Consider the following 23,870-nt stretch of genomic DNA (forward strand, 5'->3'; position numbering starts at 1 on the left):
GATGGGGCGGTGTCCGAAGACTTCCGCCTCGACCTGGGCGCCCCTTGGCTGAACCTGCTCGCCACCCGCGGCCGCCACTTCGGGGCGAACCCGACCGAGCGGATGCCGACACCGGAGCGGCTCGCCGAGTGGCTCGCCGCGGTCGGCCTGACTCCCCTGTCCCGGATCACCGGCGCCGACCTCGACGCGGCACACCGGCTCCGCGAAGCGCTGCGCGAACTGGCGCTCGGCGCGGTCGACGGAATCACCCCGAAAGCGGACCAGGTCCGGGCGCTGACGGCGTTCTTCCGGACCGAACCGGTCCACCTGGCCGCGCTCGACCGGCTGCACCGGAGTGCGCCCCCGACGGCTGCCGAGGCGTTGAGCAGGCTTGCCCTCCAGGCGGCCGACTGGCTCACCGGCCCGCTGCGCGAAGACCTGCGCGTCTGCCCGGAGCAGGACTGCCGCGGGGTGTTCGCCGACCCGGGCGGCCGGCGGCGCTGGTGCCCGTCACCGGCGTGCGCCAGCCGAGGCCGGGTCCGCGCGCTCAGGGAGCGTCGGCGAGCCGAGTCATGACGGCCAGATGATCCGGCGCATCGGCACCGCGCCCCGGGCGCGCTTGCGCCACTCGCGCGGGTAACCCAGCGAAACCTCTTCGAAGCGGACGCCGTCCGCCTCGGTGGTCCGCGGGATGTGCAGGTGGCCGTAGACGGCGATTTCCGCGCGGTAGCGGACGTGCCAGTCCTCGGTCTTCGTCGTGCCGCACCACATCGCGAACTCCGGCCAGTACAGCGGCGCGGTCGGGTGGCGGTGCAGCGGCCAATGCGACATCAGGATCGTGCCGTGGTCCTCGGGGATCGCGTCGAGCCGCTCGGTGCTGAGCTTCAACCGGTCTTCGCACCACGCCTGGCGGCTCGGGTACGGGTCCGGGTGCAGGAAGTACTCGTCGGTGCAGACCACGCCGGCCTCCCGCGCCTGGCGCAGGGCCTCCTCCAGGGACTTCCCCTCGGCCTGCGGGGTCCGCCAGCTGTAGTCGTAGAGCAGGAACAACGGCGCGATCGTCAGCGGCCGCGGGCCGTGGCCCCAGACCGGGTACTCGTCTTCGGGCGTCAGCACGCCGATCTCGCGGCACCGCTCGACGAGGTGCTCGTACCGGGCCTGGCCGCGCAGCTGGCAGTCGTCGGTGTTCGTCGTCCACAGCTCGTGGTTGCCCGGCACCCAGACGACCTTCGCGAACCGCTCACGCAGCGTCTTCAGCGTCGAGATGGTGGCTTCGGCCCGCTCGGCGACGTCTCCGGCGACGAGCAGCCAGTCCTCGGGCGTCTCCGGGACGACGGAGTCGAGGATGGGCCCGTTGCCCTCGTGGGTCACGTGGAGGTCGCTGGTGGCGAAGAGATGTGGCACCCCTCCACCGTAACCACCGCCCGAGTGGGAATTCGCCGGAACCGGGTGTTGCCGGCCAGCACCAGCACTCCGGCGAGGACGTAGACGCCCGCCTGGACGTTCAGCAGCACCGCGGACCCGGTCGTCGCGACGAGCGTGCCCGCGAGCAGTGCACCGACCGTGGTGAAGGTGGCGATGACCGCGAAAGTCGTGCTCAGCACACGTCCGGCGCGTTCCGGTGTGACCGCGCTCTGGATCTCCGACAGCACTCCGGCGCCGACGACCACCCCGGGCGCGCCCACCAGCACGAACAGCCCGACGTACACGCCCATCGCCGTGGTCACCGCGGCCAGGTTCCAGATCACGGCGGACAGCAGGCCCAGCACCAGCGAGCCCCAGCCGAGCAGCGCGACCGGCGCCACCCGCCGGGCCACCGTGGCGATGGCGAACCCGGCGGCCAGGCCGCCGAGCGCCTGCACACCGCGCAGCAGGCCCGCGTCGGCTTCGCTGCCGCCGAGCACGTCCAGGACGTAGACCACGAACAACACGAGGAACATGCCCTGCGCCACCGAGGTGAACACCAGCGCGAGGCCGGTGCGCCACAGTCGCCGGTTGTGCGTGAGCTCGCGCAGGCCGTCGAGCCAGGCCCGCACCACCGGTTCGCGGGCCGCGACCGGCGCCGGGGCGGCCACCCGGCGGAACGGCTTGGCCAGCAGCGCCGCGGCCACGACCAGCACCGCGAGGTACCCGGTGATGACGTCCGCGAGCCCGCCGAAGCCCAGCAGTGCGCCGCCCACCCAGCCCCCGGCCAGCCGGGCGACACTGCCGTTGACGCTCATCAGCCCGTTCGCGCCGGTCACGTCCGCGACGCCGACCAGCTCCGGGACGAGCGCGTTGCGCGCGGGTTCGAACACCGACGCGAGTGCCGCCTGCGCGGCCATCACGCCGTACACCACGGTGACGCCCGGCTCGGCCAGCAGCGGCAGCGCGACGACGGCGAGCCCGCAGCAGACGCCGAACAGCACCGCGCGGCGGTTCCACCGGTCGGCCACCACACCGGCGACCGGGCTGAGCAGCACCGCGGGCAGCAGGCCGAGCACGATGCTCAGCGCCGTCGTCGCGGCGGAGCCGGTGCGCTGGAACACGTAGACCGGCAGCGCGACCTGCAGCATCCACTCGGCCGTCTCGCCGAAGAAGGCGGCCACCCACAGCCGGGCGAACGCCGGCACCCCCAGCAGCTGCTTCATTCCTCCGCCTTCCCCGAGTGCTCGATGCGCGGGAACGCCCGCAGGCCGACGTGCACCGGGCGCGCGTCCGGCGGCGCGTCCGTCCGGATCGGGCTCACGTACGGCCGGACCAGGGCGTCGATTGCCTCGGTCAGCCGGGTCAGCTCGTCGGGTGTGACGCGCAGCGTGTAGGTGCTCAGCCCGGACGCCGCGCGCCAGGCCGGGTCGAGACCGTCGAGCGAGTCCAGGTACCGCTGGGTCAGCTCCTGCTCGTGCCCGAGGGTCGCGCCGACCACGCCGAGCTGGGCGGCCCGGTGCGCCGGCTCGTCGGCCAGCTCCCCCAGCTCGAGCCCGACCTGCCGGGCGCGCCACGGCCGTTCGCGCCCGTCTTCCCCCTCGGCCCGCTCGACCAGGCCGTACTGGGCGAGCTGCCGCAGGTGCCAGCTGCAGTTGGACGCGGTCGAGCCGACGGCTTCGGCGCACTCGCTCGCGGTGCGCGGGCCGACGGCGGTGAGGTGGTTGAGTAGGGCCGAGCGCAGCGGGTGCGCCAGGGCGCGCAGCAGCTCGACGTCCTCGATCCGCTTGCGCGGCGGCAGCTCGGCCATCGGTCGTCCCTATCTGAAAGAGTCATTTCGAAAGTTCTCTTTCATAGTTGGTCCCGCCCGCGGGTTTGTCAACCGGCTCCGCTAACGTTCGCGGGGCAGCGGCTGCGCCGAGCAGTGACTGCGTCGTCACCCGACCTTGGATGGATGTTGCCCGACCAGCGCGAACTCGCCACCGCCGCCGCCCTCGCCCTCCCCCGGTTCGTGGGCTCGACCGCGCTGTTCCACGCGGCCGTCGCCGAGCGGATGGCCGTCACCCCCACCGAGCTGCACTGCCTGCACCTGCTGCACGGCGGGGTGAGCGACTCGCCGACCGAGCTCGCCCGGCTGCTCGGGGTGACCACCGGCGCGTTCACCCGGCTGCTCGACCGGATGGAGCGGCACCGGCTGGCCGAGCGCGCCAAGGACCCCGCGGACCGCCGCCGGCTCGTCGTCCGGCCGCTGCCCGACCGGATGGCGGAGCTCGCCGAGCTGTACGCGCCGATGGCCCTGTTCGTCGGCGAGCGGCTCGCGCACCTCGACCGCCGTCAGCTGACCGCCCTGCTCGAGTTCCTCACCGACGGCACCACCGCGGCCGAGCAGTCGACCCTCCAGCTCCCGGACGATGTGACCCACGCCATATCCAATTGACTAACTCTACGAATGTTGCGTTAGAGTGGTCGCACTATGAGGAACTGAACCGCGCCCATCCCGCTTCCGAGGCGGCACCCGGTCGAGCCTGACGCTCCCGCGTGCCACGACGCCCGGCGGGATTTCCGCTTCTTCTCATCCGGGCCCGGTGATCGCACATGTCTCCCCTCTTTCCCTTGCAGGCCAAGGACGTCGTCTTCGGCTACGGCACCCGCGTCGTCCTCGACGGCGTCTCGCTGACCGCGTCCGCCGGGCAGCGGCTCGGCCTGGTCGGCGAGAACGGCACCGGCAAGTCCACCCTGCTGCGGCTGCTCGCCGGGCTCGAAGAACCCCGCTCCGGCGAGGTGCGGCGCGGCCCGGACGTCGGGTTCCTGCTGCAGGAGCTGCCGTTCGCCCTGGACGCGACCTTCGCCGACGTAATCGACGACGCACTCGCCGAGATCCGCGCCGCCACCGCCCGGCTCGACGAGCTGACCACCGCCATGACCGACCGCCCCGACGACGCGGACGTGCTCGAGGAGTACGGCCGGGTCCTGGAGTGGGCCCAGGCCCACGACCTCTGGGACGCCGACCGGCGCGCCAAGCTCGTCTGCGACGGGCTCGGCCTCGGCGGGGTCGAATCGGACCGGCGGCTCGGCACGCTCTCGGGCGGGCAGCGGTCACGGCTCGGCCTGGCCGCGCTGCTGGTCCGGCGACCGGAAACCCTGCTGCTGGACGAGCCGACCAACCACCTCGACGACACCGCGATGGACTTCCTGGAACGCCACCTCACCGAGCTGACCGGGATCGTGGTGCTGTCGTCACACGACCGGGTGTTCCTCGACGCCGTCTGCACCGACATCGTCGACCTCGACCCGGCGGCGGCCGACCGCCAGGCCGGCGGCGCCGTCCGCTACGGCGGGACCTACACCGACTACCTCGGCCACAAGAAGGCCGAGCGCGCCCGCTGGGAGCAGCGGTTCACCGAAGAGCAGGAGGAGCTGAAGGAGCTGCGGGAGACCGTCGCGGTCACCGCGCGGAACGTCGCCTACGGCCGCGGCCCGCGGGACAACGACAAGTTCATCCACCACTTCAAGGGCGCCCGCGTCCAGAAGACGATCTCCCGGCGCGTGCGCGACGCCGAGCAGCGCCTGGAAAACCTCGAACGCGACCAGGTGCGCAAACCCCCGGCGCCGCTGCGGTTCCGGGCCGAGCTCACCGGGCACGCGACCGGTGACGGGCCCGCGATCTCGGTGCGCTCGCTGGAGGTGCCGGGCCGGCTGAGCCTGCCCCGGCTGGACGTCGACGGCGCGGCGCGGCTGCTCGTCACCGGCGGCAACGGCGCCGGGAAGTCGACGCTGCTGTCGGTCCTGGCCGGGCGGCTGGCCCCGGCCGGCGGGAGCGTCCACTTCGGACACGGGGTGCGGGTCGGGTTGCTCGAGCAGGACGTCGTGTTCGCCGATCCGGAGCGGACGGCGGCCCGGGTGTACCGCGACGCGCTCGGCGAGGACGCTCCCCCGCTGAGCCACCTCGGCCTGCTCGCGTCCCGGGACCTGCGGCAGCCGGTGGGTGCGCTGTCCGTGGGCCAGCGGCGGCGGCTGGCGCTGGCGGTGCTGCTCGCCGAGCCGCCCGACGTACTGCTGCTGGACGAGCCGACGAACCACATTTCGCTGACCCTGGCGGAAGAACTGTTCACGGCGCTGGAGACGGCGCCGGGCGCGGTCGTCATCGCGTCCCACGACCGGTGGCTGCGCCGGGACTGGGCGGGTGAGCACCTGGAGCTGGCCGCCGGCCGACCGGCCGCGGTATAGGTCGTTATACACCCATCAGGGCGGAGCTTTCCCGGGAAAGCTCCGCCCTCGGTGGTCAGAGGGTGATGCCGAGGAGAGCGTCGACGGCGATGCGGATGAGGCCCGGCGCCGCCGGGTCCGTGCCGTCCCGGCGCAGGGCTTCGGTCGCCCACGCGTCGATCGCCGCGAGCGCCTTCGGCGTGTCGAGGTCGTCGGAGAGGTGGTCGCGCAGCCGCGTGACGGTGTCCTCCGCGGACGGTCCCGTGGCGAGCGAGACGGCCTCGCGCCAGCGGGCCAGCCGCGTCTCGGCCTCGGTGAGCAGGCCGGCCGTCCACGCGCGGTCGGCGCGGTAGTGGCCGGCGAACAGGGCCAGCCGGATCGCGCCCGGGTCGACCTTGTCGGCGCGCAGCCGGGAGACGAACACCAGGTTCCCGCGCGACTTCGACATCTTCTCGCCGTCGAGGCCGATCATCCCGGCGTGGACGTAGTGGCGGGCGAACTGCCCGTCCTTGGCGACGGCTTCGGCGTGCGCCGCGCTGTATTCGTGGTGCGGGAAGATCAGGTCCGACCCGCCGCCCTGGAGGTCGAACCCGAGGCCCAGCCGGTTGACCGCGATCGCGCTGCACTCGATGTGCCAGCCCGGCCGGCCGGCGCCGAGCTCGGACTCCCACGACGGCTCGCCTTCGCGGGCGACGCGCCACAGGAGCGCGTCGAGCGGGTGGCGCTTGCCGGCGCGGTCGGGGTCACCGCCGCGCTCGGCGAAGAACTTCGCCATGGTCGCCTCGTCGTAGTTCGACTCGTAGCCGAACTTCCCGGTCGCCGTGTGGTCGAAGTAGACGTCCGGGAACTCCGGGTCGTCGGCCCGGTACGCGCTGCCGTTGGCCAGCAGCTTCGCGATGACCTCGACGATCTCCGGGATGCTCTCGACGGCGCCGACGAACTGCTTCGGCGGCAGCACCCGCAGGGCGACCATGTCCTCGCGGTACAGCGCGGTCTCGCGCATGCCGAGCACGACCCAGTCGTCGTGGTCGCGCTCGGCGCGCTCCAGCAGCGGCTCGTCGATGTCCGTCACGTTCTGCACGTAGTGGACCTCGTGCCCGTTGTCCCGCCACACCCGGTTCACCAGGTCGAAGGTGAGGTACGTGGCGGCGTGGCCCAGGTGCGTCGCGTCGTAGGGCGTGATGCCGCAGACGTACATCCGGGCGGTGGCGCCGGGCGCGGTCGGGCGGATCTGCCCGGTGGCCGTGTCGTGGAGCCGCAGCGGGCGGGGGGTGCCGGGAACGCGGGGCACGTCGACCGATGACCAAGTCTGCATACCCTCGACTGTAAGCGTTCGTTCCGGCGCCCTCCCGCCCGGTGGGAGTCGTCCCCCACGTGGAGCAGTGGCTACTCCCGGCGTGCTGCGTTCGCCCTGATCGCGTCGCGGACGAAGACGCCGGTGCCCGGCTGCTGTTCGGCTTCGCGGACCAGGAACGCGAGCTGCGCCGGCTCTGTGACGTACAGCTCACCGATCCGCCGCTGCGTCGTGTACGAGCACTCCCCCATGACCCGGCTCAGCATCGTCCGGTGCTCCTCGGCGAGGTCCATCGCCTCGGCGCCGTCCGGGGCGCCGCCCGCGTCGAGGAGCGCGGTCAGCCGCCGCACCCAGTCCTGGCGGGCCGCCTCCCCCGCCGCCAGGTCCTCCTTGGACGGTGTGGCCGCGCCCTGCCACTCGGGGGTGTTCCCCCACCGCTGCGCGGCTTCCTCCGCGTAGCCGGCCGGTTCCGTGAACCCGCCGAACACTTCGAACTTCTCCTCGGGCGTCAATGCGTTGCCCATGGCTCTCGCCTCCATCACACGATCGACGGCCGCGACCATCCGCCCGAGCTCCCCGATGCGCTCGACCAGCAGCTCCCGCTGGCGTTCCAGGTGCGCGTCGGCGTTGATGCCCGGGTCGTCGACGAGGGTCGCGATCGTCTCGAGGGGGAACCCGAGCTCCCGGTAGAACAGGATGCGCTGCAACCGGTCGAGATCGTCGTCGCCGTAGCTGCGGTACCCCGACGGCGTCCGCCCGCTCGGGCTGAGCAGGCCGATCTCGTCGTAGTGGTGCAGCGTCCGGACGGTGATCCCGGCCAGCGCGGCGACCTTGCCCACGGGGTGGCCCATCGTTGCCCCTCCTCTTCCGGCCGGTGTGGCCCTTGCGGTGCCCACCGTGGTGCCTCACGCGACGTGAGGGTCAAGCGTCACCCTTCCGTAGCCGTCGTCGCGCGGCGGGCGCGGTTAGCCTGTCCCGATGAGCACGGAGGTCGCGGTGGGCAGCGCGGGCGTCGTGTTCGTGCTGGTCGCGGTGGTCCTCTTTGGTCTGCGGCGCCGGAGGCGGCGGCCGGTCCCCGGCACCCGGGCGGTCTTCGGCTCCCTCCCGCGTGAACCACTCTCCGCCGTGCGCCGCGCCGCGCTGCTGTCCCGGATCGAGGACGCCTTCGCGGCCGGGCGGTTCTGCGTCCTGCTCGGCGGCAGCGGCGTCGGCAAGAGCCACCTGGCCGCCGCGTTCGCCCGTGAGAGCCGCTCTCCCGTGGTGTGGATCGCCGCGGAGGACCCGGGGAACGCCGTCCTGACGTACGCGGAGCTGGCCGACGCCGGACCGGACGCCGAGGCGGCCGCCCGCGCGGGCCTGGCCTGGCTCGACGGCCTCGACGACGCGCTCGTGGTCTTCGACGGCGCCACCGACCCGGACGCGCTCAACCGGTGGCTGCCCGCGCGGGCCCGGGTGCTCGTGACGACGACCGTGCCGGACTTCGAGGTCCTCGGCGGCACGGTCCCGGTCGGCGGCTTCGCCGAGGCCGAGGCGAAGCGCTTCCTCGACGCGCGGACGGGCGGGGAGTCCACTCCGGACGTGGTCCAGGAGCTGAGCTGCCTGCCGCTCGCGCTGGCCCAGGCGGGCGCGGTGCTGCGGCGGCACGGCCTCGCGGGGTACCTCGACCGGCTGCCGCACACCCCGCCGCTGGAGCGCGAGCCGGGTGAGGCCCTCCCGGCCCGCGTCGAGGACACCACGCTCGCCGCACTGCGGATGGTGGCCACACGGGACAGCCGCGCGCTGGTCGTCGCGGAGCTGCTGGCGGTGCTCGCGTCGCGGGGCGCGCGCCGCACGCTGGTGCACCGCGCCGGACCGGACCCCGTGGCGGTCGACGCGGCGCTCGCCGGCCTCGCCGAGGCGTCGCTGGTGGAGTTCGACGTCCGCGACGAGGTCGTCGTGATGCACCGCCTGACCCAGCGGGCGGTGCTCGGCCGATTACACGCGGAAGAGCGGCTCGCGCCGGCTCTCGACCGGGCGTTCGCCGTGGTCGAGGCGGGTGACCCGGACGTCGACCTGGTGGGGCATTCCGCGGCCCTGTGGCGGCACTTCCGCGCGCTGCCCGCCGCCGAGCTGACCCCGCGGCTCGGCCGGATCCTGCGGCTGCGCCGCCGCGCGGTCGAGGTGCTGGCCGAGGCGGGCGCGCTCGCCCAGGCCCGCACGCTCGGCCGCGAGGTGCTCGCCGACCACCACGCCTACCTGCCCACCGGCCACGAGGACACCGCCCTCGCCGCGCGGTCGCTGTACCGCGCGGGCGAGCGGGTGCCCCGGGCCGGGTGACGCGGGTCAGCGCCGCCGGGTGCGGAGGTAGTCCCCCACCACAGCCGCGCCGAGACCGTCGAGATCCGGCGCCACCACCCGGCCACCCGACCGGCGGGCGATGACGTCGACGAACGCCGTCAGCCGGGGGTCGTCACCCAGGCGGAACACCGTGATCGACGCGCCCAGCTTGGCCAGCCGGTCCACTTCGGACAGTGTCTTGTGGAGGGTCCGGGGCTGGGGCGGGTAGTCGAAGACCGCTTCGCCGTCCGGTTCCAGGTGCGCCGTCGGCTCGCCGTCGGTGACCATCAGGACCACCGGCTGGGCATCCGGGTGACGCCGCAGGTGCTGACCGGCCAGCAGCAGCGCGTGATGGGCGTTCGTGCCCTGCTCCCACGCGCCTTCCAGCCCGACCAGCTCCGGCAGCTCCACGGACATCGCGTGCCGGCCGAAGGTGATCAGCTGCAGCGCGTCGTTGCGGAAGCGCGTGCTGATCAGCTGGTGCAGGGCGAGCGCCGTGCGCTTCATCGGCAGCCAGCGGCCTTCCTGGACCATCGACCACGACGTGTCGACCAGCAACGCCACCGCGGCGCGGGAGCGGTGCTCGGTCTCCACCACCTCGACGTCCTCGACGTCCAGCCGGACCGCGCTCTCCCCCACCGACACCGACCGCAGCACGGCGTTGCGGATCGTCCGCGGCACGTCCCAGGGTTGCATGTCCCCGAACCGCCACGGCCGCGACGCACCGGTCGGCTCCCCGGCCGCGCCCGCCGACTCGGTCTCGCGGTCGCCGGTCTTGCCGCGCAACGCGTTCACGATGTCGGACAGCGCCGTCTCGCCGAGGCGCCGCAACGCCTTGGGCGACAAGCGAAGCGTGCCGTCGGCGGCCCGTTCGAACAGGCCCTGGCGGCGCAGCTCACGCTCCAGTTCGGACAGTCGCCGCGCGTCGACCCCGGCGTCCTTGCCGAGCTGGCGCTCGAGGGATTCGAGGTCGATGTCCTCCAGCCGCGCGCCCGGGTAGGACTGGCTGAGCTGCTCGGCCAGCGCGTCCAGCTCGGCGAGGTCGGCCATCGCCTGGGCGCCTTCGCCCATCCCCAGCGGATTCTTGCCGCGGAAGCGCTCGGAGCCGGTCCAGTCCTCGCCCGGCCGCGCGGCCCGCAGCTGACTGTCCAGCTGGGACAGCTGCTGCGCGAGCCGCGGGTCGCCGAACGCCTGCTGGGTCAGCTCGGCCAGCTCCGCACGCTGCTCGGCGGACATCGAGTTGAGCATCCGCTGGGCCGCGGCGGACCGCTCGGCGAGCGCGTCGATCAGCTCCTCGACGGTGCGCGGGTTCTCCGGGAAGAACTCGCCGTGCTTGCCCATGAAGTCCTCGAAGCGCTCCTGGATGTCTTCGGCGCCCTGGGCGTGCGCGGCGAGCAGGTCGTTGAGGTCGGAGAGCATCTCGTTAATCCGCTCGACGTCCTCCGGACCGGCGTTCTGCAGGGCCTGCTTCATGCCCTGGAACCGCGACTCCATCAGCTCCTGGCCGAGCAGGTCGCGGATCTGCTGGTAGTTCTCCCGGCCCTGCTCGGACCGCCAGTCGTAGTTCGCCAGCTCGTTGACGGCCGCGGCCGTGCCCGGCGGAAGCGCGTCCAGCTGCGCCTCGCGGAAGCGCGCTTCGTCGTCCGGGTCGGGGAACAGCTCACGCCGCTCCGCCTCGAGGGCCTCCTGCAGCAGGCGCTGGACCTCCTGCAGGGTGCCGTCGAGGTTGTTGCGCCGCTGGATCTGCGACCGGCGCTGCCACAGGCGCCGGGTGAGCTCGTCCAGGCCCGAGGTGCGGTCGGTGCCGCGCCGCAGGAGCTCCTCCAGCGCGGACCGCGGTGACGACCCGGCCATCACCTCGCGGCCGATCTCGTCGAGCGCGTCCCGCAGGTCGGCCGGCGGCGCGAGCGGGTCCGGCCCGTCGTGCCACGGGCCGTAGGAGTAACCGTCGGGAAGCGGGACCGCGGTCATCGGCCGTAGACGGTGGTCGTGTCGTCGGAGTCCTTGGCCAGGCGCCGGGCCAGGAACAGCGATTCCAGGGCGAGTTCGACGGCCGCCGCGATGCGCCCGGCCGGTTCGTCGGCCTGGACGCCGGCGCGCAGGGCGACCTCGTGCAGCACCGGCAGCTCCGGCAGGGCTTCGAGGACGTCCTTGCCCGGGACGCGCTCGCCGGTGGCGACCAGGTGGCCCTCGGCGACGGCGTCGGCCAGCGGCCGCAGGTCCAGCCCGGCGAACCGCTCGCGCGCGGTCTCGGCGACGGCGCGGCGCAGCAGGTGCACGAGGTGCTCGATCTCGCGGCCTTCCTCGCCGGGCTCGAACTCGATCTTGCCGCGCAACACCGACGGGACGGCGTCGAGGTCGACCGGCCGGGCCACGGGCGGCTCTTCCCCGGTCAGGGCCGAGCGGCGCAGAGCGGCGGCCGCGACGGTTTCGGCCGCGGCGACGGCGAAGCGCGCCGACACGCCGGAACGCTGGTCGATGACCGGCGATTCGCGGAGGTTCCGGACGAACCGGGCGAGGACCTCCAGCAGCGGCTCGCCGACCTCGGCGACCAGGTGGGCCTCCTGCCGGACGACGGCCACCTCGGACTCGACGTCCAGCGGGTAGTGCGTCCGGATCTCGGCGCCGAAGCGGTCCTTCAGCGGGGTGATGATCCGGCCGCGGTTGGTGTAGTCCTCGGGGTTCGCGGTCGCGACGAGCAAGACGTCCAGCGGCAGCCGCAGCGTGTACCCGCGGACCTGGATGTCACGCTCCTCCATCACGTTGAGCAGCGCGACCTGGATGCGCTCGGCGAGGTCGGGCAGCTCGTTGATGGCGACGATGCCGCGGTGGGCGCGCGGGACCAGGCCGAAGTGGATGGTCTCCGGGTCGCCGAGACTGCGGCCTTCGGCGACCTTCACCGGGTCGACGTCGCCGATCAGGTCACCCACCGAGGTGTCCGGCGTGGCGAGCTTCTCGGTGTAGCGCTCGGACCGGTGGCGCCAGGCGACCGGCAGGTCGTCCCCGAGCTCGGCCGCACGGCGGATCGACGCGGGCGTGATCGGCTGGAGCGGGTGTTCACCCAGCTCGGAGCCCTCGATGACGGGGGTCCACTCGTCGAGCAGGCCGGCGAGGGTGCGCAGCAGGCGGGTCTTGCCCTGGCCGCGTTCACCGAGCAGGACGACGTCGTGGCCGGCCAGCAGCGCGCGCTCGAGCTGCGGCAGCACGGTGCGGGAGAACCCGACGATGCCGGGCCAAGCGTCTTCGCCCGTCTTCAGGGCGTTCAGGAGGTTGTCGTGGATCTCTTGCGCGATGGGCCGCGGCTCGTACCCGGCCGCGCGCAGGGCCCCGGCGGTGCGGGGAAGAGCGTCTGGAACAGCGTTCACCCGTTCGACGCTACTGCCGGATCGGCGGCCCGTCGATGTGGAGCGACTCCAGCGTGGGCGCGCACCCGCGGCGGGAGGCGGCCCGGTAAAATAGGGCGTCGTGTGCCGACCCAGTGCGACCTTCGCCGTCTGGTCCAGTGCGTGGCTGAACGGAGCCGCCGCGTCCGACGATGTGCTCGACGCCCTGCTCGCGTGGGGTGAAGCCCATGACGTCGTCGCCGCCGACGCGGCCGCGGCGGAGGCGTTCACCCTCCCGCTGGCCTTCAACCGGGCGGCCACCCCGGTCCAGCTGCTGATGGCCCTGCGTTCGCAGGGAGCGAAAAGCATGCAGCTGGTCCTCCCCGTCCCGGGCGACGTCCGCGGCCTCGGCGGCGGCGGGCCGTTCACCGAAGCGGCGTTGCGCGCCGGCGACGCGCTGGTGCTCGCCGACCTCGGTTTCGGGCTGGTGCCGGAGCCGATCGCCGAAGGCCTGGTGCGCTGGACGGTGTATTCGGTCTCGGCGGCGCCCGCGCCGGAGTTCATCGGGCTCGCGGAGGCCGAGCACGGCCTCACGGACGCGATCCGCAACAGCGCGGGCGCGCTCCAGGCGCTGAACGTGGCTTCCGACCGGCCAGGCGTCCGTGCGGAGCTGTCGGCGCACCTGCGCTCCCGCCCGGACGTCGACTGGCCGGCGGGCACGCCCGGGCGCGCGTTGCGGGTGCTGCAGCGCGCGGAGGAGATCGCGGCGATCCTCGCGATCGCGTCGTCGGACGACCCGGGCGGCGCGTTGTCGGCGTCGGCGTCGAACCTGCGCGCGCAGGCGCTGCGGCCGCTGTCGGACGCGGTGCGGACGGCCCAGTGCGCGGCGGTGAACGAGGCCGTCCGGGTCTTCGCGGAGCAGACGGCCCGCGAGGGTTAGCGCGCCGGGCGCTTCGCCGGTTCGCAGCAGCCCACCGCGCACGGCGCCCCGTTGACCGTGCAGCCCGCTGCCGGGAACGGGGACAGCTTCCGCGGCTTCACCCCGTGCGTGTGCTCGCGGATCAGCTCGACCACCAGCTCCGCGAACCGCGGGTCGCTGCCCGCCGTCGCCGCGCGGGCGAACGCCATGCCGTGCTCGGCCGCACGCTCGGCCGCCTCGTTGTCCAGGTCCCAGATCACCTCGAGGTGGTCCGACACGAACCCCACCGGCGAGACGACCACGCCCGGGACCCCCGCCGCGTGCAGCGCGTCGATGTGGTCGACGATGTCCGGCTCCAGCCACGGCACCTGCGGCGGCCCGGACCGCGACTGCCACACGACGTCGTACTCCTCGATGCCCGCTTCGGCCGCGACCAGGCGGGCTGCCTCCGCGATCTGGCGGGAATACCGACCGCCGCCCTCGGCCGGGGGGCCCGACGCCCGGTCTGCGCTCGACGGGACCGAATGCGCCGTGAACACCGTGCGGATGCCCGGTGCGTTCCCGAGTGACGCGTGGGCCGCGCGGACGCCGTCCGCCACCGCCGACACGAACAGCGGGTGGTCGAAGAACTGGCGCAGCTTCACCAGTTCGGGTGCTTCGGAGCCGACCGCGGCCCGGGCGCGCTCGATGTCCTCGTCGTACTGACGGCACGCCGAGTAGCCGCCGTACGCGCTCGTGGGGAAGACCAGGATCCGCTGGGCGCCCGAAGACGTCAGCGATTCGAGGGTGTCCTCGACCATCGGGTGCCAGTTCCGGTTGCCGAAGTGCACCGGCAGGTCCATCCCGGCGGCCGAGAGCTGCTTCTCGACCGCGGCGATCGCGTCGCGGTTCAGCTTGGTGATCGGCGAGACCCCGCCGAAGTGCCGGTAGTGCTCGGCGACCTCGAGCAGCCGCTCGCGAGGAACGCCCCGGCCCCTGGTCACGTTCTCGAGGAACGGCATGACGTCTTCGGGCCCTTCCGGACCGCCGAACGAAAGCCACAGCAACGCGTCGTATCCCACCCCTGCCATCTTGCCGATGTGGCGGCCCGCACGCTGACGCGGGCCGGTTATGAATCGACCGGTCCAAAACCCTGGTACGGTGGTCGCATGGCCAGGCCACGGGAGTTCGACGAGTCCGCCGCCGTCGAGAGCGCGATGAACGCGTTCTGGGACCGCGGCTACGAGGCGACGTCGACGCAGGACCTCTGCGAGGCCACCGGGCTCGGGCGAAGCAGTGTCTACAACACCTTCACCAGCAAGCGGGCCCTGTTCGGGCGCACGTTGGCGCACTACAGCGCCCGCGGGCTGGCCGGCCGGAAAGCCGTCCTGGACGGTCCCGGCACCGTGACCGAACGCATCGCGGCGATGTTCGGCGAGATCATCGAGGAAGAGCTCGACCACGGCCGCCGCGGCTGCCTGGTCGTGAACACGCTCGCCGAGCTCGGCACTCCCGACGACGAGATCGGCGAAGCCCTGCATCGCGACACCGCCCACCAGCTCGCCCTCCTCGCCGAGTGCGCGCGGGAAGGCGTCCTCGACGGGAGCCTGCAGCCCGGCCGTGACCCGGCCGACGTCGCGGAGTACCTGTTGAGCACCATTTCCGGGCTGCGCCTGATGTCCCGCCGGGGCGCGAGCGGCGAAGCCATGCACGCCGTCGCGGACCTCGCCCTCGCCGCCGTCACTCGCTGAGCCCGCCTGACGACCGTCCAGTCGTGCCGCAGTTTTGAACTGCCCGATACAGAATTGAGGAGACCCCGTGCCCCTGGCCGTCTTCGTCCTCGGGCTCAGCGTGTTCGCGCTGGGCACGTCCGAGTTCATGATCACCGGCCTGCTCCCCGGCATGGCCACCGACCTCGGCGTGAGCATCCCGGACGCCGGGCTGCTGATCTCCGCGTTCGCCATCGGCATGGTGGTGGGCGCGCCGCTGCTGGCGATCACCACGCTGCGGCTCCCCCGCCGCCGGACGCTGCTGGCGCTGCTCGCCGTCTTCCTCGGCGCCCACGTCGTGGGTGCACTTGCCACCGGGTACGCGCTGCTGTTCGCGACGCGGGTCGTCGCGGCGCTCGCGTGCGCGGGCTTCTGGGCCGTCGCGGTGGCGACGACGATCGCGCTGGTCCCCGTCGAGCGGCGCGGGCGCGCGATGGCGGTGCTGGTCGGCGGGCTGACCGTGGCGAACATCGCCGGGGTGCCCGCCGGCACGTTCATCGGCCAGCACGCGGGCTGGCGGACGGCGTTCTGGGCGGTGGCGGCGGTGACCCTGCTGGCGGCGGCCGGGGTGGCCGCGCTGGTGCCGGAGACGACCGGTGGCGGGCTGGACGTCCGGACGGAGCTGCGGCTGTACCGGCGGGGCCGGGTGTGGCTCGCGCTGGGCGTGATCGCGTTGTGCCAGGCCATGATCTTCGCCGCGTTCAGCTACCTCGCGCCGCTGCTGACCGAGACGGACGGTCTGCCCCAGGCGTGGGTCCCGGGCGTCCTCGCGCTGTTCGGCGTCGGTGCGCTCATCGGCATCACGGCCGGCGGGCGGCTGGCCGACCGGCACCCGTTCGCGACGCTCTACGGCTGCATCGGGCTGGCGCTGGTGTCCCTGCTCGTCCTCGCGCTGACCACCGACCCGGTGGTCGCCGTCGCGGCCGTGCTCGTCTTCGGGGCCGCCGGGTTCGGCGCGAACCCGGCGTTGAACGTGCGGACCTACGCCGTCGCCGGCGGCACGTCGACGCTCGTCGGCGCCAGCACGACGGCGGCGTTCAACGTCGGCAACACGATCGGGCCGTGGCTGGGTGGTGTCGCGATCGGCGCCGGACTGGGCTTCCCCAGCGTGGCGTGGACCGGGATCGCCCTCGGCGCGGCGACGGTGGTCGCCCTCACGGTCGCGGTCGCCGTCCAGCGGAACGACGACCGCGAGCCGATCACCGTGTGAGGCTCAGATGCCGAGGGCGTGGACCCCGCCGTCGACCATGATCATCGAGCCGGTCGTGGCCGGGAGCCAGTCCGACAGCAGCGCGCAGACGCTCTTCGCCGTCGGGTCCGGGTCCGAGCTGTCCCAGCCGAGCGGCGCGCGGTCGCCCCAGCCGTCTTCGAGGTCCGAGAAGCCCGGGATCGACTTCGCGGCCATGGTCTTCATCGGGCCCGCGCTGACCAGGTTGACGCGGATGCCCTGCGGGCCCAGCTCCTTGGCCAGGTACCGGTTGACCGACTCCAGCGCGGCCTTCGCGACGCCCATCCAGTTGTAGACCGGCCACGCGACGCGGGCGTCGAAGTCCATGCCCACGATCGAGGAACCGCGCCCCAGCAGCGGCAGGCACGCCTTCGACAGCGACATGAACGAGTACGCCGAGACGTCGATGGCGACCTTGACGTCGTCGGCCGGGGCGTCGAGGAACGGCGCGCCGAGGCAGCTCTGCGGCGCGAAGCCGATCGAGTGCAGCACGCCGTCGAGGCCGTCGACGTGCTCGCGGATGTTGTCCGCGAGGGAGTCGAGGTGCTCCTGGTTGGTGACGTCCAGCTCGATCACCGGCGCGGGCTGGGGCAGCCGCTTCGCGATGGTCTTGACCAGCGACATCCGGCCGAAGCCGGTGAGCACGACCGTCGCCCCCTCCTGCTGCGCGATCTTGGCCGCGTGGAAGGCGAGCGAGGCGTCGGTGATGATGCCGGTGATCAGCAGGCGCTTGCCTTCGAGCAGTCCGGGCACGGGTCCTCCAGGTCTTGGGTTCGGGAAAACTAGAGAAAGGTCAGTGGCCGAGGCCGAGGCCGCCGTCGACGGGCAGCACCGCGCCGTTGACGTAGCCGGCTTCGTCCGAGGCCAGGTAGCGCACGGCGGCGGCGATCTCCGACGGCTCGGCGTACCGGCCGGAGGGCACCTGCGCGAGGATCTGCTTCTTGCGGTCCTCGGACAGCTCGTCGGTCATGTCGGTGTGCACGAACCCCGGCGCGACGACGTTCGCGGTGATGTTGCGGGAGCCCAGCTCACGGGCCAGCGAGCGGGCGAAGCCGACCAGCCCGGCCTTGCTGGCCGCGTAGTTGGCCTGGCCGGCCGAACCCGAGAGGCCGACGACGGAGGAGATGAAGACGAACCGGCCCCACTTGCCGCGCAGCATCCCGCGCGAGGCGCGCTTCGCGACCCGGTAGGCGCCGGTCAGGTTGGCGTTGATCACGCGTTCGAACTGGTCGTCGCTCATCCGCATCAACAGCGTGTCATCGGTCAGGCCGGCGTTGGACACCAGCACCTCGACCGGGCCCTGGTGCTCCTCGACCAGCTTGAACGCGGCGTCGACCTGCTCGGAGTCGGTGACGTCCGCCTGGACCCCGAAGAGCCCTTCGGGGGCGCCCGAACCACGGTGCGTGACGGCGACCTGGTGTCCCTGCTCCGCGAGGTCCCGGGCGATCGCCAGACCGATGCCCCGGTTGCCCCCGGTGACCAAGACCGACCGTCCCACTGTGTTCTCCCTCTTCGTCGACCGTGCGCGGCTGTCGGGCACGAGGTTATCGGCAGCTCCGCCGGGCCGCGCACCCGCGCCCGGGGTGTCCGCGACCGTCCTAAGCGGGTGTTAGGAACTGCCCTCCGACCTTGCTGGTTACCCGCTGGTTGGTCACCGTGAGTCGCAACACAGGAGGTCGACGATGACAACCCGGATCAGCGGCGCCACCACGGGGGCCGTCAGCGAGAAACGCGTGATCGGCAACGTGCTGCGCGGCTCCATCGGCAATCTGGTCGAGTGGTACGACTGGTACGCCTACGCGGCGTTCACCACGTACTTCGCCAAGTCGTTCTTCCCGACGACCGACACCACGGCCGCCTTCCTCGGCACCGCCGCGGTGTTCGCGGTCGGGTTCCTCATGCGCCCGCTCGGGGGCTGGATGCTCGGCCGGTTCGCCGACCGGTTCGGCCGCCGTAGCGCGCTGGTGCTTTCGGTCACGCTGATGGCGGGCGGGTCCCTGCTCATCGCCGTCACGCCGAGCTACCACACGATCGGCCTGGCGGCGCCGATCCTGCTGCTGGTCGCCCGGCTGATCCAGGGCCTGTCGGTCGGCGGTGAGTACTCGACCTCGGCGACGTACCTGTCCGAAGTGGCCACGCCGGGCAAGCGCGGGTTCTACTCCAGCTTCCAGTACGTGACGCTCTACGGCGGCCAGCTGCTCGCCCTGGGCCTCCAGCTGATCCTGCAGGGCCTGCTCACCGAGCAGCAGCTGACGGCGTGGGGCTGGCGGATCGCGTTCGGCGTCGGCACGGTCGCCGCGCTCAGCGTGATGTGGCTGCGGCGCGGGATGGACGAGTCCGAGAGCTACACGCGTGAAGCGGACGAAGCCAAGACGACCGGCGAACGCGGCACGTTGCGCGCGCTGGCCAAGTACCCCAAGGAGATCGCGCTCGTCGTCGGCCTGACGCTCGGCGGCACCGTGGCCTTCTACACCTTCGCCACCTACAGCCAGAAGTTCCTCGAGAACACTGCCCACATCCCGCGGCGCACGGTCACGATCATCCTGTTCTCGGCGATCCTGCTGGCGGCGATCCTGCAGCCGCTGGCGGGCAAGCTGTCCGACCGGATCGGCCGCCGCCCGCTGCTGCTGTTCTTCGGCATCGCGGGCACGCTGCTCACCGTGCCGATCATGACGCTGATGGGCTCGACCCGGAACCCGGTCGGCGCGTTCCTCCTCGTCCTGGCCGGGCTCGTCGTGGTGGCGGGGTACACGTCGATCAACGCGATCGTGAAGGCCGAGCTGTTCCCGACGAAGATCCGCGCCATCGGCGTCGGCCTGCCCTACGCGCTGACCGTCGCGATCTTCGGCGGCACCGCGGAGCTCATCGCGCAGGCGCTGAAGAGCGCCGGGCACGAGTCGGTGTTCTTCTACTACGTCGCGGGCTGCGTCCTCGTTTCCCTGATCGTCTACGGCACAATGCGGGAAACTTCGAAGACGTCCGAGCTGGAAGAGCGCTGAGAAAGGGATGACCGTGCGCGTGCTCCTCGTCGAAGACGACGCCGGGGTAGCCGCCGCGCTCGCCGAGTCGCTGCAGGCGCGCGGTCATCCCGTCACCAGCGTCGGCCGCGGGGCCGACGCCCTGCACGGCCACCGCGACGCCGACCTCGTCCTGCTCGACCTGGGCCTGCCCGACATCAACGGGCTGGACGTGCTGCGCAAGATCCGCGCGGTCTCGCCGGTGCCGGTGATCGTGCTGACCGCCCACGGTGACGAGCGGTCCGTGGTGCGCGGCCTGCGTCTCGGCGCGGACGACTACCTGGTCAAGCCGGTGCGGCTGGCCGAGCTCCTGGCCCGGATGGACGCCGTAGTGCGGCGCGCGATCGCCCGCGACGCGCCGGCCGGCGACGTCGTCCGGTTCGAGGACGTCGAGATCGACCTGCGCGCCCGCCGGGTCCGGGTCGCCGGGAACGACATCTCCCTGACGCACAAGGAGTTCGAGGTGCTGGCCGTGCTCGCCGCGCGGCCCGGCACCGCGGTCAGCCGCCAGCAGCTGATGGACGAGGTGTGGGGTGACGCCTACCTCGCGGTGTCGCGCTCGCTCGACGTCCACCTGACCGGGCTGCGCGCGAAGCTGGACCGGCCGGGGCTGCTCACCACGATCCGCGGCTTCGGCTACCGGCTCGGCCGGGACTGACCCCGTGCGCGCCCGCCTGCTCGTCGTCCTGGTCGCCCTCGCGCTCGCGGTGGTCGCCGCGTTCGCCGTGCCGCTGCTGACGTCGACGGCCGAGCAGCGGACGCAGGAGCTGGTCATCTCCCGCACCGCCGACGTCGACCGGTTCGTCGTGCTGGCCCAGCAGGCCGTCGACACGCGCGACCCGGCGGCGCTCGCCGCCGACGCCGCCCGCTACGCCGAGCTGTACGGCGAAGGCGTTGTCATCGTCGACGCCCGGCGGGTGCCGCTGGTGCAGGCGGGCGGGCTGACCGCGGCCGACCCGGCGGTGCACGCGCTGGTCGAGGCGACGATGCGCAACGAGCCCGCGCCCCGCGTCGACCGGCTCGGCCCGTGGTCGGCCGAACCGGCCTACTTCGCGCGGCCGGTCGGCACCGGCACGCGGGTGTCCGGTGTGGTCGTGCTGCGGGCGTCGGTGACGGCGGCGGCCGCGGACGTCGCCACCCGCTGGGGCACCATCGGCGCCGGCGCGCTGCTGGTCGCGGTGGTGTTCGTGCTGTTCGCCGTGGTGCTGGCCCGGTGGATGGTGCGGCCGCTGCACGAACTGGAGACCGGGGTGCTGGCCGTCGCCGCCGGGCACCGCGCGCACGTCCCGGAACGCGCCGGGCCGCGTGAGCTGCGGTCGCTGGCCGGGGAGGTCAACCGGATGTCCGAGGCCGTGCTCGAAGCCGCCGACCAGCAGCACCGGCTGGTCGCCGACGCCTCGCACCAGCTGCGCAACCCCTTGGCCGCGCTGCGGCTGCGCGTCGACTCGCTCGCCGGGCGGGTCGAAGGTGACGAGGCCACCTACCGCGCGACCGTCGCCGAGGTCGAACGCCTGGAGAAGCTCCTCGACGGGATGCTGGCGCTCGCGCTGGCCGAGAGCACCGCCACCCGCGTCGCGGCCGGGGGCGCGGACGAGTCCTGCGACCTGGCGTCCGTGCTCGCCGAACGGGTCGACGCGTGGCGGCCCGTCGCCGACGAAGCCGGTTCGGCGCTCGTCCCGCCGCCGGGCCACGAGGAGCCGGTGACCGTCCGCTGCCCCGAGGGCGAGCTCGCGCAGATCCTCGACGTGTTGCTGGACAACGCCGTCCACTACGCCGGGCGCGGCGCGAAGATCACCACGGACTGGGAGGCGGGCGCGGACACCGCGACGCTCGTCGTCCGCGACGACGGGCCCGGTCTGTCCACTGAGGACAGAGCACGGGCCACCGAACGGTTCTGGCGCGCGGGTGGCGAGGGCGCGCCGCGCGGCACCGGGCTCGGGCTGGCCATCGCGCAGCAGCAGGTGCGCACCCGGGGCGGGGTCCTGGACCTGCGCCCGGCCGAGCCGCACGGCCTCGAAGCCCGCGTCACGCTGCCGCTGCGGGAGGCGCGATGACCTTCACCCGCCGCACCGCCCTGCTCGGCGGCCTGGGCCTCGCCCTGGCCGGCTGCTCGACGTCCGGCTACACCGGCGCCGAGCGCGCGGTGACGATCGCGGCCGGCGAGCGCGGCGGGTTCTACCTGGCCTTCGCCGAGCTGCTGGCCACCGAGCTGAGCCACGCGGAGCCGCTGCTGCACGCCACCGCCGTGCCGACCGAGGCGAGCGTCGCCAACGTCGGCCTGGTGCAGCGCGGGCAGGCCGACCTCGGGCTGGTGCTCGCCGACGTCGCCCAGACCGCGCTCGGCGGCGGCGCGCCGTTCGGGACGCGGGTGCCGCTGCTCGCGCTGGGCCGCGTCTACGAGAACTACCTGCAGCTCGTGGTGCGGGCGGACGGGCCGGTGCGCCAGCTCGCCGACCTGGCGGGCAGGCCCGTCTCGCTGGGCGCGGGCGGCTCCGGCGCGGCCCAGCTCGGCGAGCGCCTGTTCGCGAAGGCCGGCGTCACCGTGGACGCCCGGCACCTGCTGTTCGACGACGCCGTCCAGGCGCTGGCCGGCCGCCGGATCGACGCCATGCTGTGGTCCGGCGGCGTGCCGACCCCGAAGCTGGCCGACCTCACCCGGACGACGCCGATCGCGCTCCTCCCGCTCGACACGCTGGTCCCGCCGCTGCGGGCGGCGTACGGACCGGTGTACGACCAGGTCCAGGTGCCCGACGGCGCGTACCGCGGGGTCGGGGCGCTCGGCACGATCGGCGTGGCGAACCTGCTGGTGTGCTCCCCCACCCTGCCCGCCGACGTCGCCGCCGCGGTGGTGCGGCTGCTCGTCGAGCGCGCGACCGCCCTGGTGCCCGCGGAGGCCGTCGGGACGCAGTTCCTCGAGGTGCGGACGCTGATCGGCACCCAACCGGTGCCCCTGCACCCGGGCGCGGCGGCCACCTACCGGGCCCTGCACGGCTGACCGCTAGATTGGCCTTCGTGACCGCACCCCGCCGCCCGATCGTCGAGATGCCGCTGCGTGTGCGCTACCACGAGTGCGACGGCCAGGGCATCGTGTTCAACGCCCACTACCTGGCCTATGTGGACATGTGCGCGTTCGAGACGGAGAAGGCGCTGTTCGGCTCGCACGAGGAGTTCCTCGCCCAGGGCACCGACGTCGTGGTCGCGGAGGCGAACCTCAAGTACCGCGCGCCCGCCCGCTACGACGAAGAGCTGGTCGTCTCCCAGTACCTGAGCCACCTCGGGACGACGTCGATGATCTTCGACTTCGAGATCCGCCGCGCCGGGACGCTCGTGCTGGCGGCGAACATCCGGTACGTGTTCATCGACCCGGCGACACTGCGGCCGGCGGCGCCTCCCGACGCCGTCCGCAAGGTCTACGCGGCCCTGCTGCCCGAGGCCTGAGCCGTGTTCCGCGTTCTCTTCTACCAGCCGGAAATCCCGCCGAACACGGGCAACGCGATCCGCCTCGCGGCGAACACGGGGTGCGAGCTGCACCTCGTCGAGCCGCTGGGGTTCACGCTGGAGGACAAGCAGCTGCGCCGGGCCGGGCTCGACTACCACGACCTCGCGCGGGTGCGGGTGCACGCGTCGCTGGCGGAAGCGTGGGAAGTGTTGCTGCCGGCGAAGGTCTACGCGTTCAGCGCGTCGGCGACCCGGCTGTACACGGACGTTTCGTACGCGGCCGGGGACGTGCTGCTGTTCGGGCCGGAGTCGGTGGGCCTGCCCGACGCGGTCCAGCAGGCGCCGGAGGTGACCGACCGCGTCCGGCTGCCGATGCTGGCGACGAGCCGCTCGCTCAACCTGGCCAACACCGCGGCGATCACGGTCTACGAAGCGTGGCGGCAGAACGGCTTCGCGGGCGCGTGATCACCGTCCGGTAGGTTCGCCCGATGCGACAGCAGTTCCTGGGGGCGCTCATCGGCGCCGCGTTCGGCACCGTGTTCGTCCTGGTCAACTCCGGCCTCCCGGTGCCGGCGGCGCTCGCCTGGGTGCTGCGCGCCCTCGCCGTGCTGGCGCTGGCGGCCGTCGTAGTCCTCGGCGTCCGCGCCGGCGGCCGCCCGACGCTCGAAGGCCGGCCGATGTTCGGGCCGAGCTACCGGGTGATCGTGATCGGCGAAGTGGTGCTGCTGGTCGCCGGGTTCTTCGTGCTCAGCCTGCTGGACGCGCCGGTCCAGGCGAACGTGGCGTGGATCGTGACCATCGTCGGGCTCCACTTCGTCGCGCTGGCGTCGGCGTGGAAGACCCGCTCGATCCTGGTGGTCGGGGTTGTGCTGACGGTGCTCGGCGTGGTCGGTCTCGCCCTGCTCGGCAGCGCGGCGGAGTGGGTCCCGTTCGTGAGCGGCGTGCTTTCCGGAGTGACCCTGCTCGGCGGAAGCCTCTACGGCGTCCGCCGAGCCTGA

24 protein-coding genes are annotated in these 23,870 nt (G+C 73.1%); 14 read left to right on the plus strand and 10 right to left on the minus strand.

Going from position 1 to position 23,870, the window contains the following annotated elements; all coding sequences use genetic code 11:
- Positions 1 to 9: 9 nt before the first annotated feature.
- Positions 10 to 555, plus strand: coding sequence for a CGNR zinc finger domain-containing protein (locus ACZ63J_RS06960; RefSeq protein ID WP_465398423.1), 546 nt, complete (start codon positions 10 to 12; stop codon positions 553 to 555).
- On the opposite strand, the gene ACZ63J_RS06965 is transcribed toward ACZ63J_RS06960, so the two are convergent.
- Genes ACZ63J_RS06965 through ACZ63J_RS06975 form a run of 3 tightly spaced genes read right to left on the minus strand, consistent with a single transcriptional unit; the run spans position 550 to position 3,193 of the window.
- Positions 550 to 1,383, minus strand: coding sequence for a metallophosphoesterase family protein (locus ACZ63J_RS06965; protein ID WP_465398424.1), 834 nt, complete (start codon positions 1,381 to 1,383; stop codon positions 550 to 552). The two genes, ACZ63J_RS06960 and ACZ63J_RS06965, sit on opposite strands and share 6 nt — an antisense overlap.
- The gene (locus ACZ63J_RS06970) at positions 1,347 to 2,609 is read right to left on the minus strand and encodes an MFS transporter (RefSeq protein WP_465398425.1); all 1,263 of its coding nucleotides are present in this window, start codon (positions 2,607 to 2,609) and stop codon (positions 1,347 to 1,349) included. The genes ACZ63J_RS06965 and ACZ63J_RS06970 overlap by 37 nt, the downstream gene beginning before the upstream one ends.
- Complete coding sequence (locus ACZ63J_RS06975; RefSeq protein WP_465398426.1) at positions 2,606 to 3,193, minus strand: ArsR/SmtB family transcription factor; 588 nt, start codon at positions 3,191 to 3,193, stop codon at positions 2,606 to 2,608. The genes ACZ63J_RS06970 and ACZ63J_RS06975 overlap by 4 nt, the downstream gene beginning before the upstream one ends.
- Positions 3,194 to 3,340: 147 nt before the next feature.
- Here ACZ63J_RS06975 and ACZ63J_RS06980 point away from each other — a divergent pair, with 147 nt between their 5' ends.
- Both ACZ63J_RS06980 and ACZ63J_RS06985 read left to right on the plus strand, forming a co-directional pair.
- Entirely contained in the window at positions 3,341 to 3,820 is a 480-nt protein-coding gene (locus ACZ63J_RS06980) for a MarR family winged helix-turn-helix transcriptional regulator (protein ID WP_465398773.1), read from the plus strand.
- A 158-nt stretch (positions 3,821 to 3,978) separates the two neighbouring features.
- On the plus strand, positions 3,979 to 5,610 hold the full coding sequence (locus ACZ63J_RS06985; protein ID WP_465398427.1) for an ABC-F family ATP-binding cassette domain-containing protein: 1,632 nt from the start codon (positions 3,979 to 3,981) through the stop codon (positions 5,608 to 5,610).
- 55 nt (positions 5,611 to 5,665) lie between these two features.
- Here the strand turns inward: ACZ63J_RS06985 and mshC are convergent, their stop codons facing one another.
- The gene (mshC, locus tag ACZ63J_RS06990) at positions 5,666 to 6,904 is read right to left on the minus strand and encodes a cysteine--1-D-myo-inosityl 2-amino-2-deoxy-alpha-D-glucopyranoside ligase (protein WP_465398428.1); all 1,239 of its coding nucleotides are present in this window, start codon (positions 6,902 to 6,904) and stop codon (positions 5,666 to 5,668) included.
- Between the two features lie 71 nt (positions 6,905 to 6,975).
- On the minus strand, positions 6,976 to 7,734 hold the full coding sequence (locus tag ACZ63J_RS06995) for a MerR family transcriptional regulator (protein ID WP_465398429.1): 759 nt from the start codon (positions 7,732 to 7,734) through the stop codon (positions 6,976 to 6,978).
- Between the two features lie 127 nt (positions 7,735 to 7,861).
- Here ACZ63J_RS06995 and ACZ63J_RS07000 point away from each other — a divergent pair, with 127 nt between their 5' ends.
- Positions 7,862 to 9,199 (plus strand): hypothetical protein, encoded by a 1,338-nt coding sequence (locus tag ACZ63J_RS07000; RefSeq protein WP_465398430.1) that lies wholly within the window; start codon positions 7,862 to 7,864, stop codon positions 9,197 to 9,199.
- 6 nt (positions 9,200 to 9,205) lie between these two features.
- On the opposite strand, the gene ACZ63J_RS07005 is transcribed toward ACZ63J_RS07000, so the two are convergent.
- Positions 9,206 to 11,170 (minus strand): vWA domain-containing protein, encoded by a 1,965-nt coding sequence (locus ACZ63J_RS07005; protein ID WP_465398431.1) that lies wholly within the window; start codon positions 11,168 to 11,170, stop codon positions 9,206 to 9,208.
- Positions 11,167 to 12,564, minus strand: coding sequence for an ATP-binding protein (locus ACZ63J_RS07010; protein WP_465339655.1), 1,398 nt, complete (start codon positions 12,562 to 12,564; stop codon positions 11,167 to 11,169). The genes ACZ63J_RS07005 and ACZ63J_RS07010 overlap by 4 nt, the downstream gene beginning before the upstream one ends.
- Before the next feature lie 100 nt (positions 12,565 to 12,664).
- On the opposite strand from ACZ63J_RS07010, the gene ACZ63J_RS07015 reads away from it, so the two are divergent.
- The gene (locus tag ACZ63J_RS07015; RefSeq protein WP_465398432.1) at positions 12,665 to 13,462 is read left to right on the plus strand and encodes a hypothetical protein; all 798 of its coding nucleotides are present in this window, start codon (positions 12,665 to 12,667) and stop codon (positions 13,460 to 13,462) included.
- Here the strand turns inward: ACZ63J_RS07015 and ACZ63J_RS07020 are convergent.
- Positions 13,459 to 14,502, minus strand: coding sequence for a ferrochelatase (locus tag ACZ63J_RS07020; RefSeq protein ID WP_465398774.1), 1,044 nt, complete (start codon positions 14,500 to 14,502; stop codon positions 13,459 to 13,461). The genes ACZ63J_RS07015 and ACZ63J_RS07020 overlap by 4 nt on opposite strands.
- Positions 14,503 to 14,589: 87 nt before the next feature.
- Here ACZ63J_RS07020 and ACZ63J_RS07025 point away from each other — a divergent pair, with 87 nt between their 5' ends.
- A complete protein-coding gene (locus tag ACZ63J_RS07025) occupies positions 14,590 to 15,171 on the plus strand; it encodes a TetR/AcrR family transcriptional regulator (RefSeq protein ID WP_465339657.1) in 582 nt (193 codons plus the stop codon).
- 67 nt (positions 15,172 to 15,238) lie between these two features.
- Positions 15,239 to 16,399: a Cmx/CmrA family chloramphenicol efflux MFS transporter gene (locus tag ACZ63J_RS07030; RefSeq protein ID WP_465398433.1), complete on the plus strand. Its 1,161-nt coding sequence runs from the start codon at positions 15,239 to 15,241 to the stop codon at positions 16,397 to 16,399.
- A 3-nt stretch (positions 16,400 to 16,402) separates the two neighbouring features.
- Here ACZ63J_RS07030 and fabI read toward each other — a convergent pair whose 3' ends face one another.
- The gene (gene fabI / locus ACZ63J_RS07035) at positions 16,403 to 17,170 is read right to left on the minus strand and encodes an enoyl-ACP reductase FabI (RefSeq protein ID WP_465305190.1); all 768 of its coding nucleotides are present in this window, start codon (positions 17,168 to 17,170) and stop codon (positions 16,403 to 16,405) included.
- Positions 17,171 to 17,210: 40 nt separating this feature from the next.
- Positions 17,211 to 17,915: a 3-oxoacyl-ACP reductase FabG gene (fabG, locus tag ACZ63J_RS07040; RefSeq protein WP_465339660.1), complete on the minus strand. Its 705-nt coding sequence runs from the start codon at positions 17,913 to 17,915 to the stop codon at positions 17,211 to 17,213.
- 184 nt (positions 17,916 to 18,099) lie between these two features.
- Here fabG and ACZ63J_RS07045 point away from each other — a divergent pair, with 184 nt between their 5' ends.
- Genes ACZ63J_RS07045 through ACZ63J_RS07075 form a run of 7 tightly spaced genes read left to right on the plus strand, consistent with a single transcriptional unit; the run spans position 18,100 to position 23,870 of the window.
- A complete protein-coding gene (locus ACZ63J_RS07045; RefSeq protein WP_465398434.1) occupies positions 18,100 to 19,416 on the plus strand; it encodes an MFS transporter in 1,317 nt (438 codons plus the stop codon).
- A gap of 7 nt (positions 19,417 to 19,423) precedes the next feature.
- Positions 19,424 to 20,092: a response regulator transcription factor gene (locus ACZ63J_RS07050; protein WP_465398435.1), complete on the plus strand. Its 669-nt coding sequence runs from the start codon at positions 19,424 to 19,426 to the stop codon at positions 20,090 to 20,092.
- A gap of 4 nt (positions 20,093 to 20,096) precedes the next feature.
- Positions 20,097 to 21,488 (plus strand): sensor histidine kinase, encoded by a 1,392-nt coding sequence (locus ACZ63J_RS07055; protein WP_465398436.1) that lies wholly within the window; start codon positions 20,097 to 20,099, stop codon positions 21,486 to 21,488.
- On the plus strand, positions 21,485 to 22,429 hold the full coding sequence (locus tag ACZ63J_RS07060; RefSeq protein WP_465398437.1) for a TAXI family TRAP transporter solute-binding subunit: 945 nt from the start codon (positions 21,485 to 21,487) through the stop codon (positions 22,427 to 22,429). The genes ACZ63J_RS07055 and ACZ63J_RS07060 overlap by 4 nt, the downstream gene beginning before the upstream one ends.
- A gap of 17 nt (positions 22,430 to 22,446) precedes the next feature.
- On the plus strand, positions 22,447 to 22,872 hold the full coding sequence (locus tag ACZ63J_RS07065) for an acyl-CoA thioesterase (RefSeq protein ID WP_465305202.1): 426 nt from the start codon (positions 22,447 to 22,449) through the stop codon (positions 22,870 to 22,872).
- Positions 22,873 to 22,875: 3 nt separating this feature from the next.
- Positions 22,876 to 23,337: a tRNA (cytidine(34)-2'-O)-methyltransferase gene (locus ACZ63J_RS07070; RefSeq protein ID WP_465398438.1), complete on the plus strand. Its 462-nt coding sequence runs from the start codon at positions 22,876 to 22,878 to the stop codon at positions 23,335 to 23,337.
- A 23-nt stretch (positions 23,338 to 23,360) separates the two neighbouring features.
- A complete protein-coding gene (locus ACZ63J_RS07075) occupies positions 23,361 to 23,870 on the plus strand; it encodes a hypothetical protein (protein WP_465398439.1) in 510 nt (169 codons plus the stop codon).

The organism is Amycolatopsis sp. NPDC104863 (assembly GCF_055582965.1).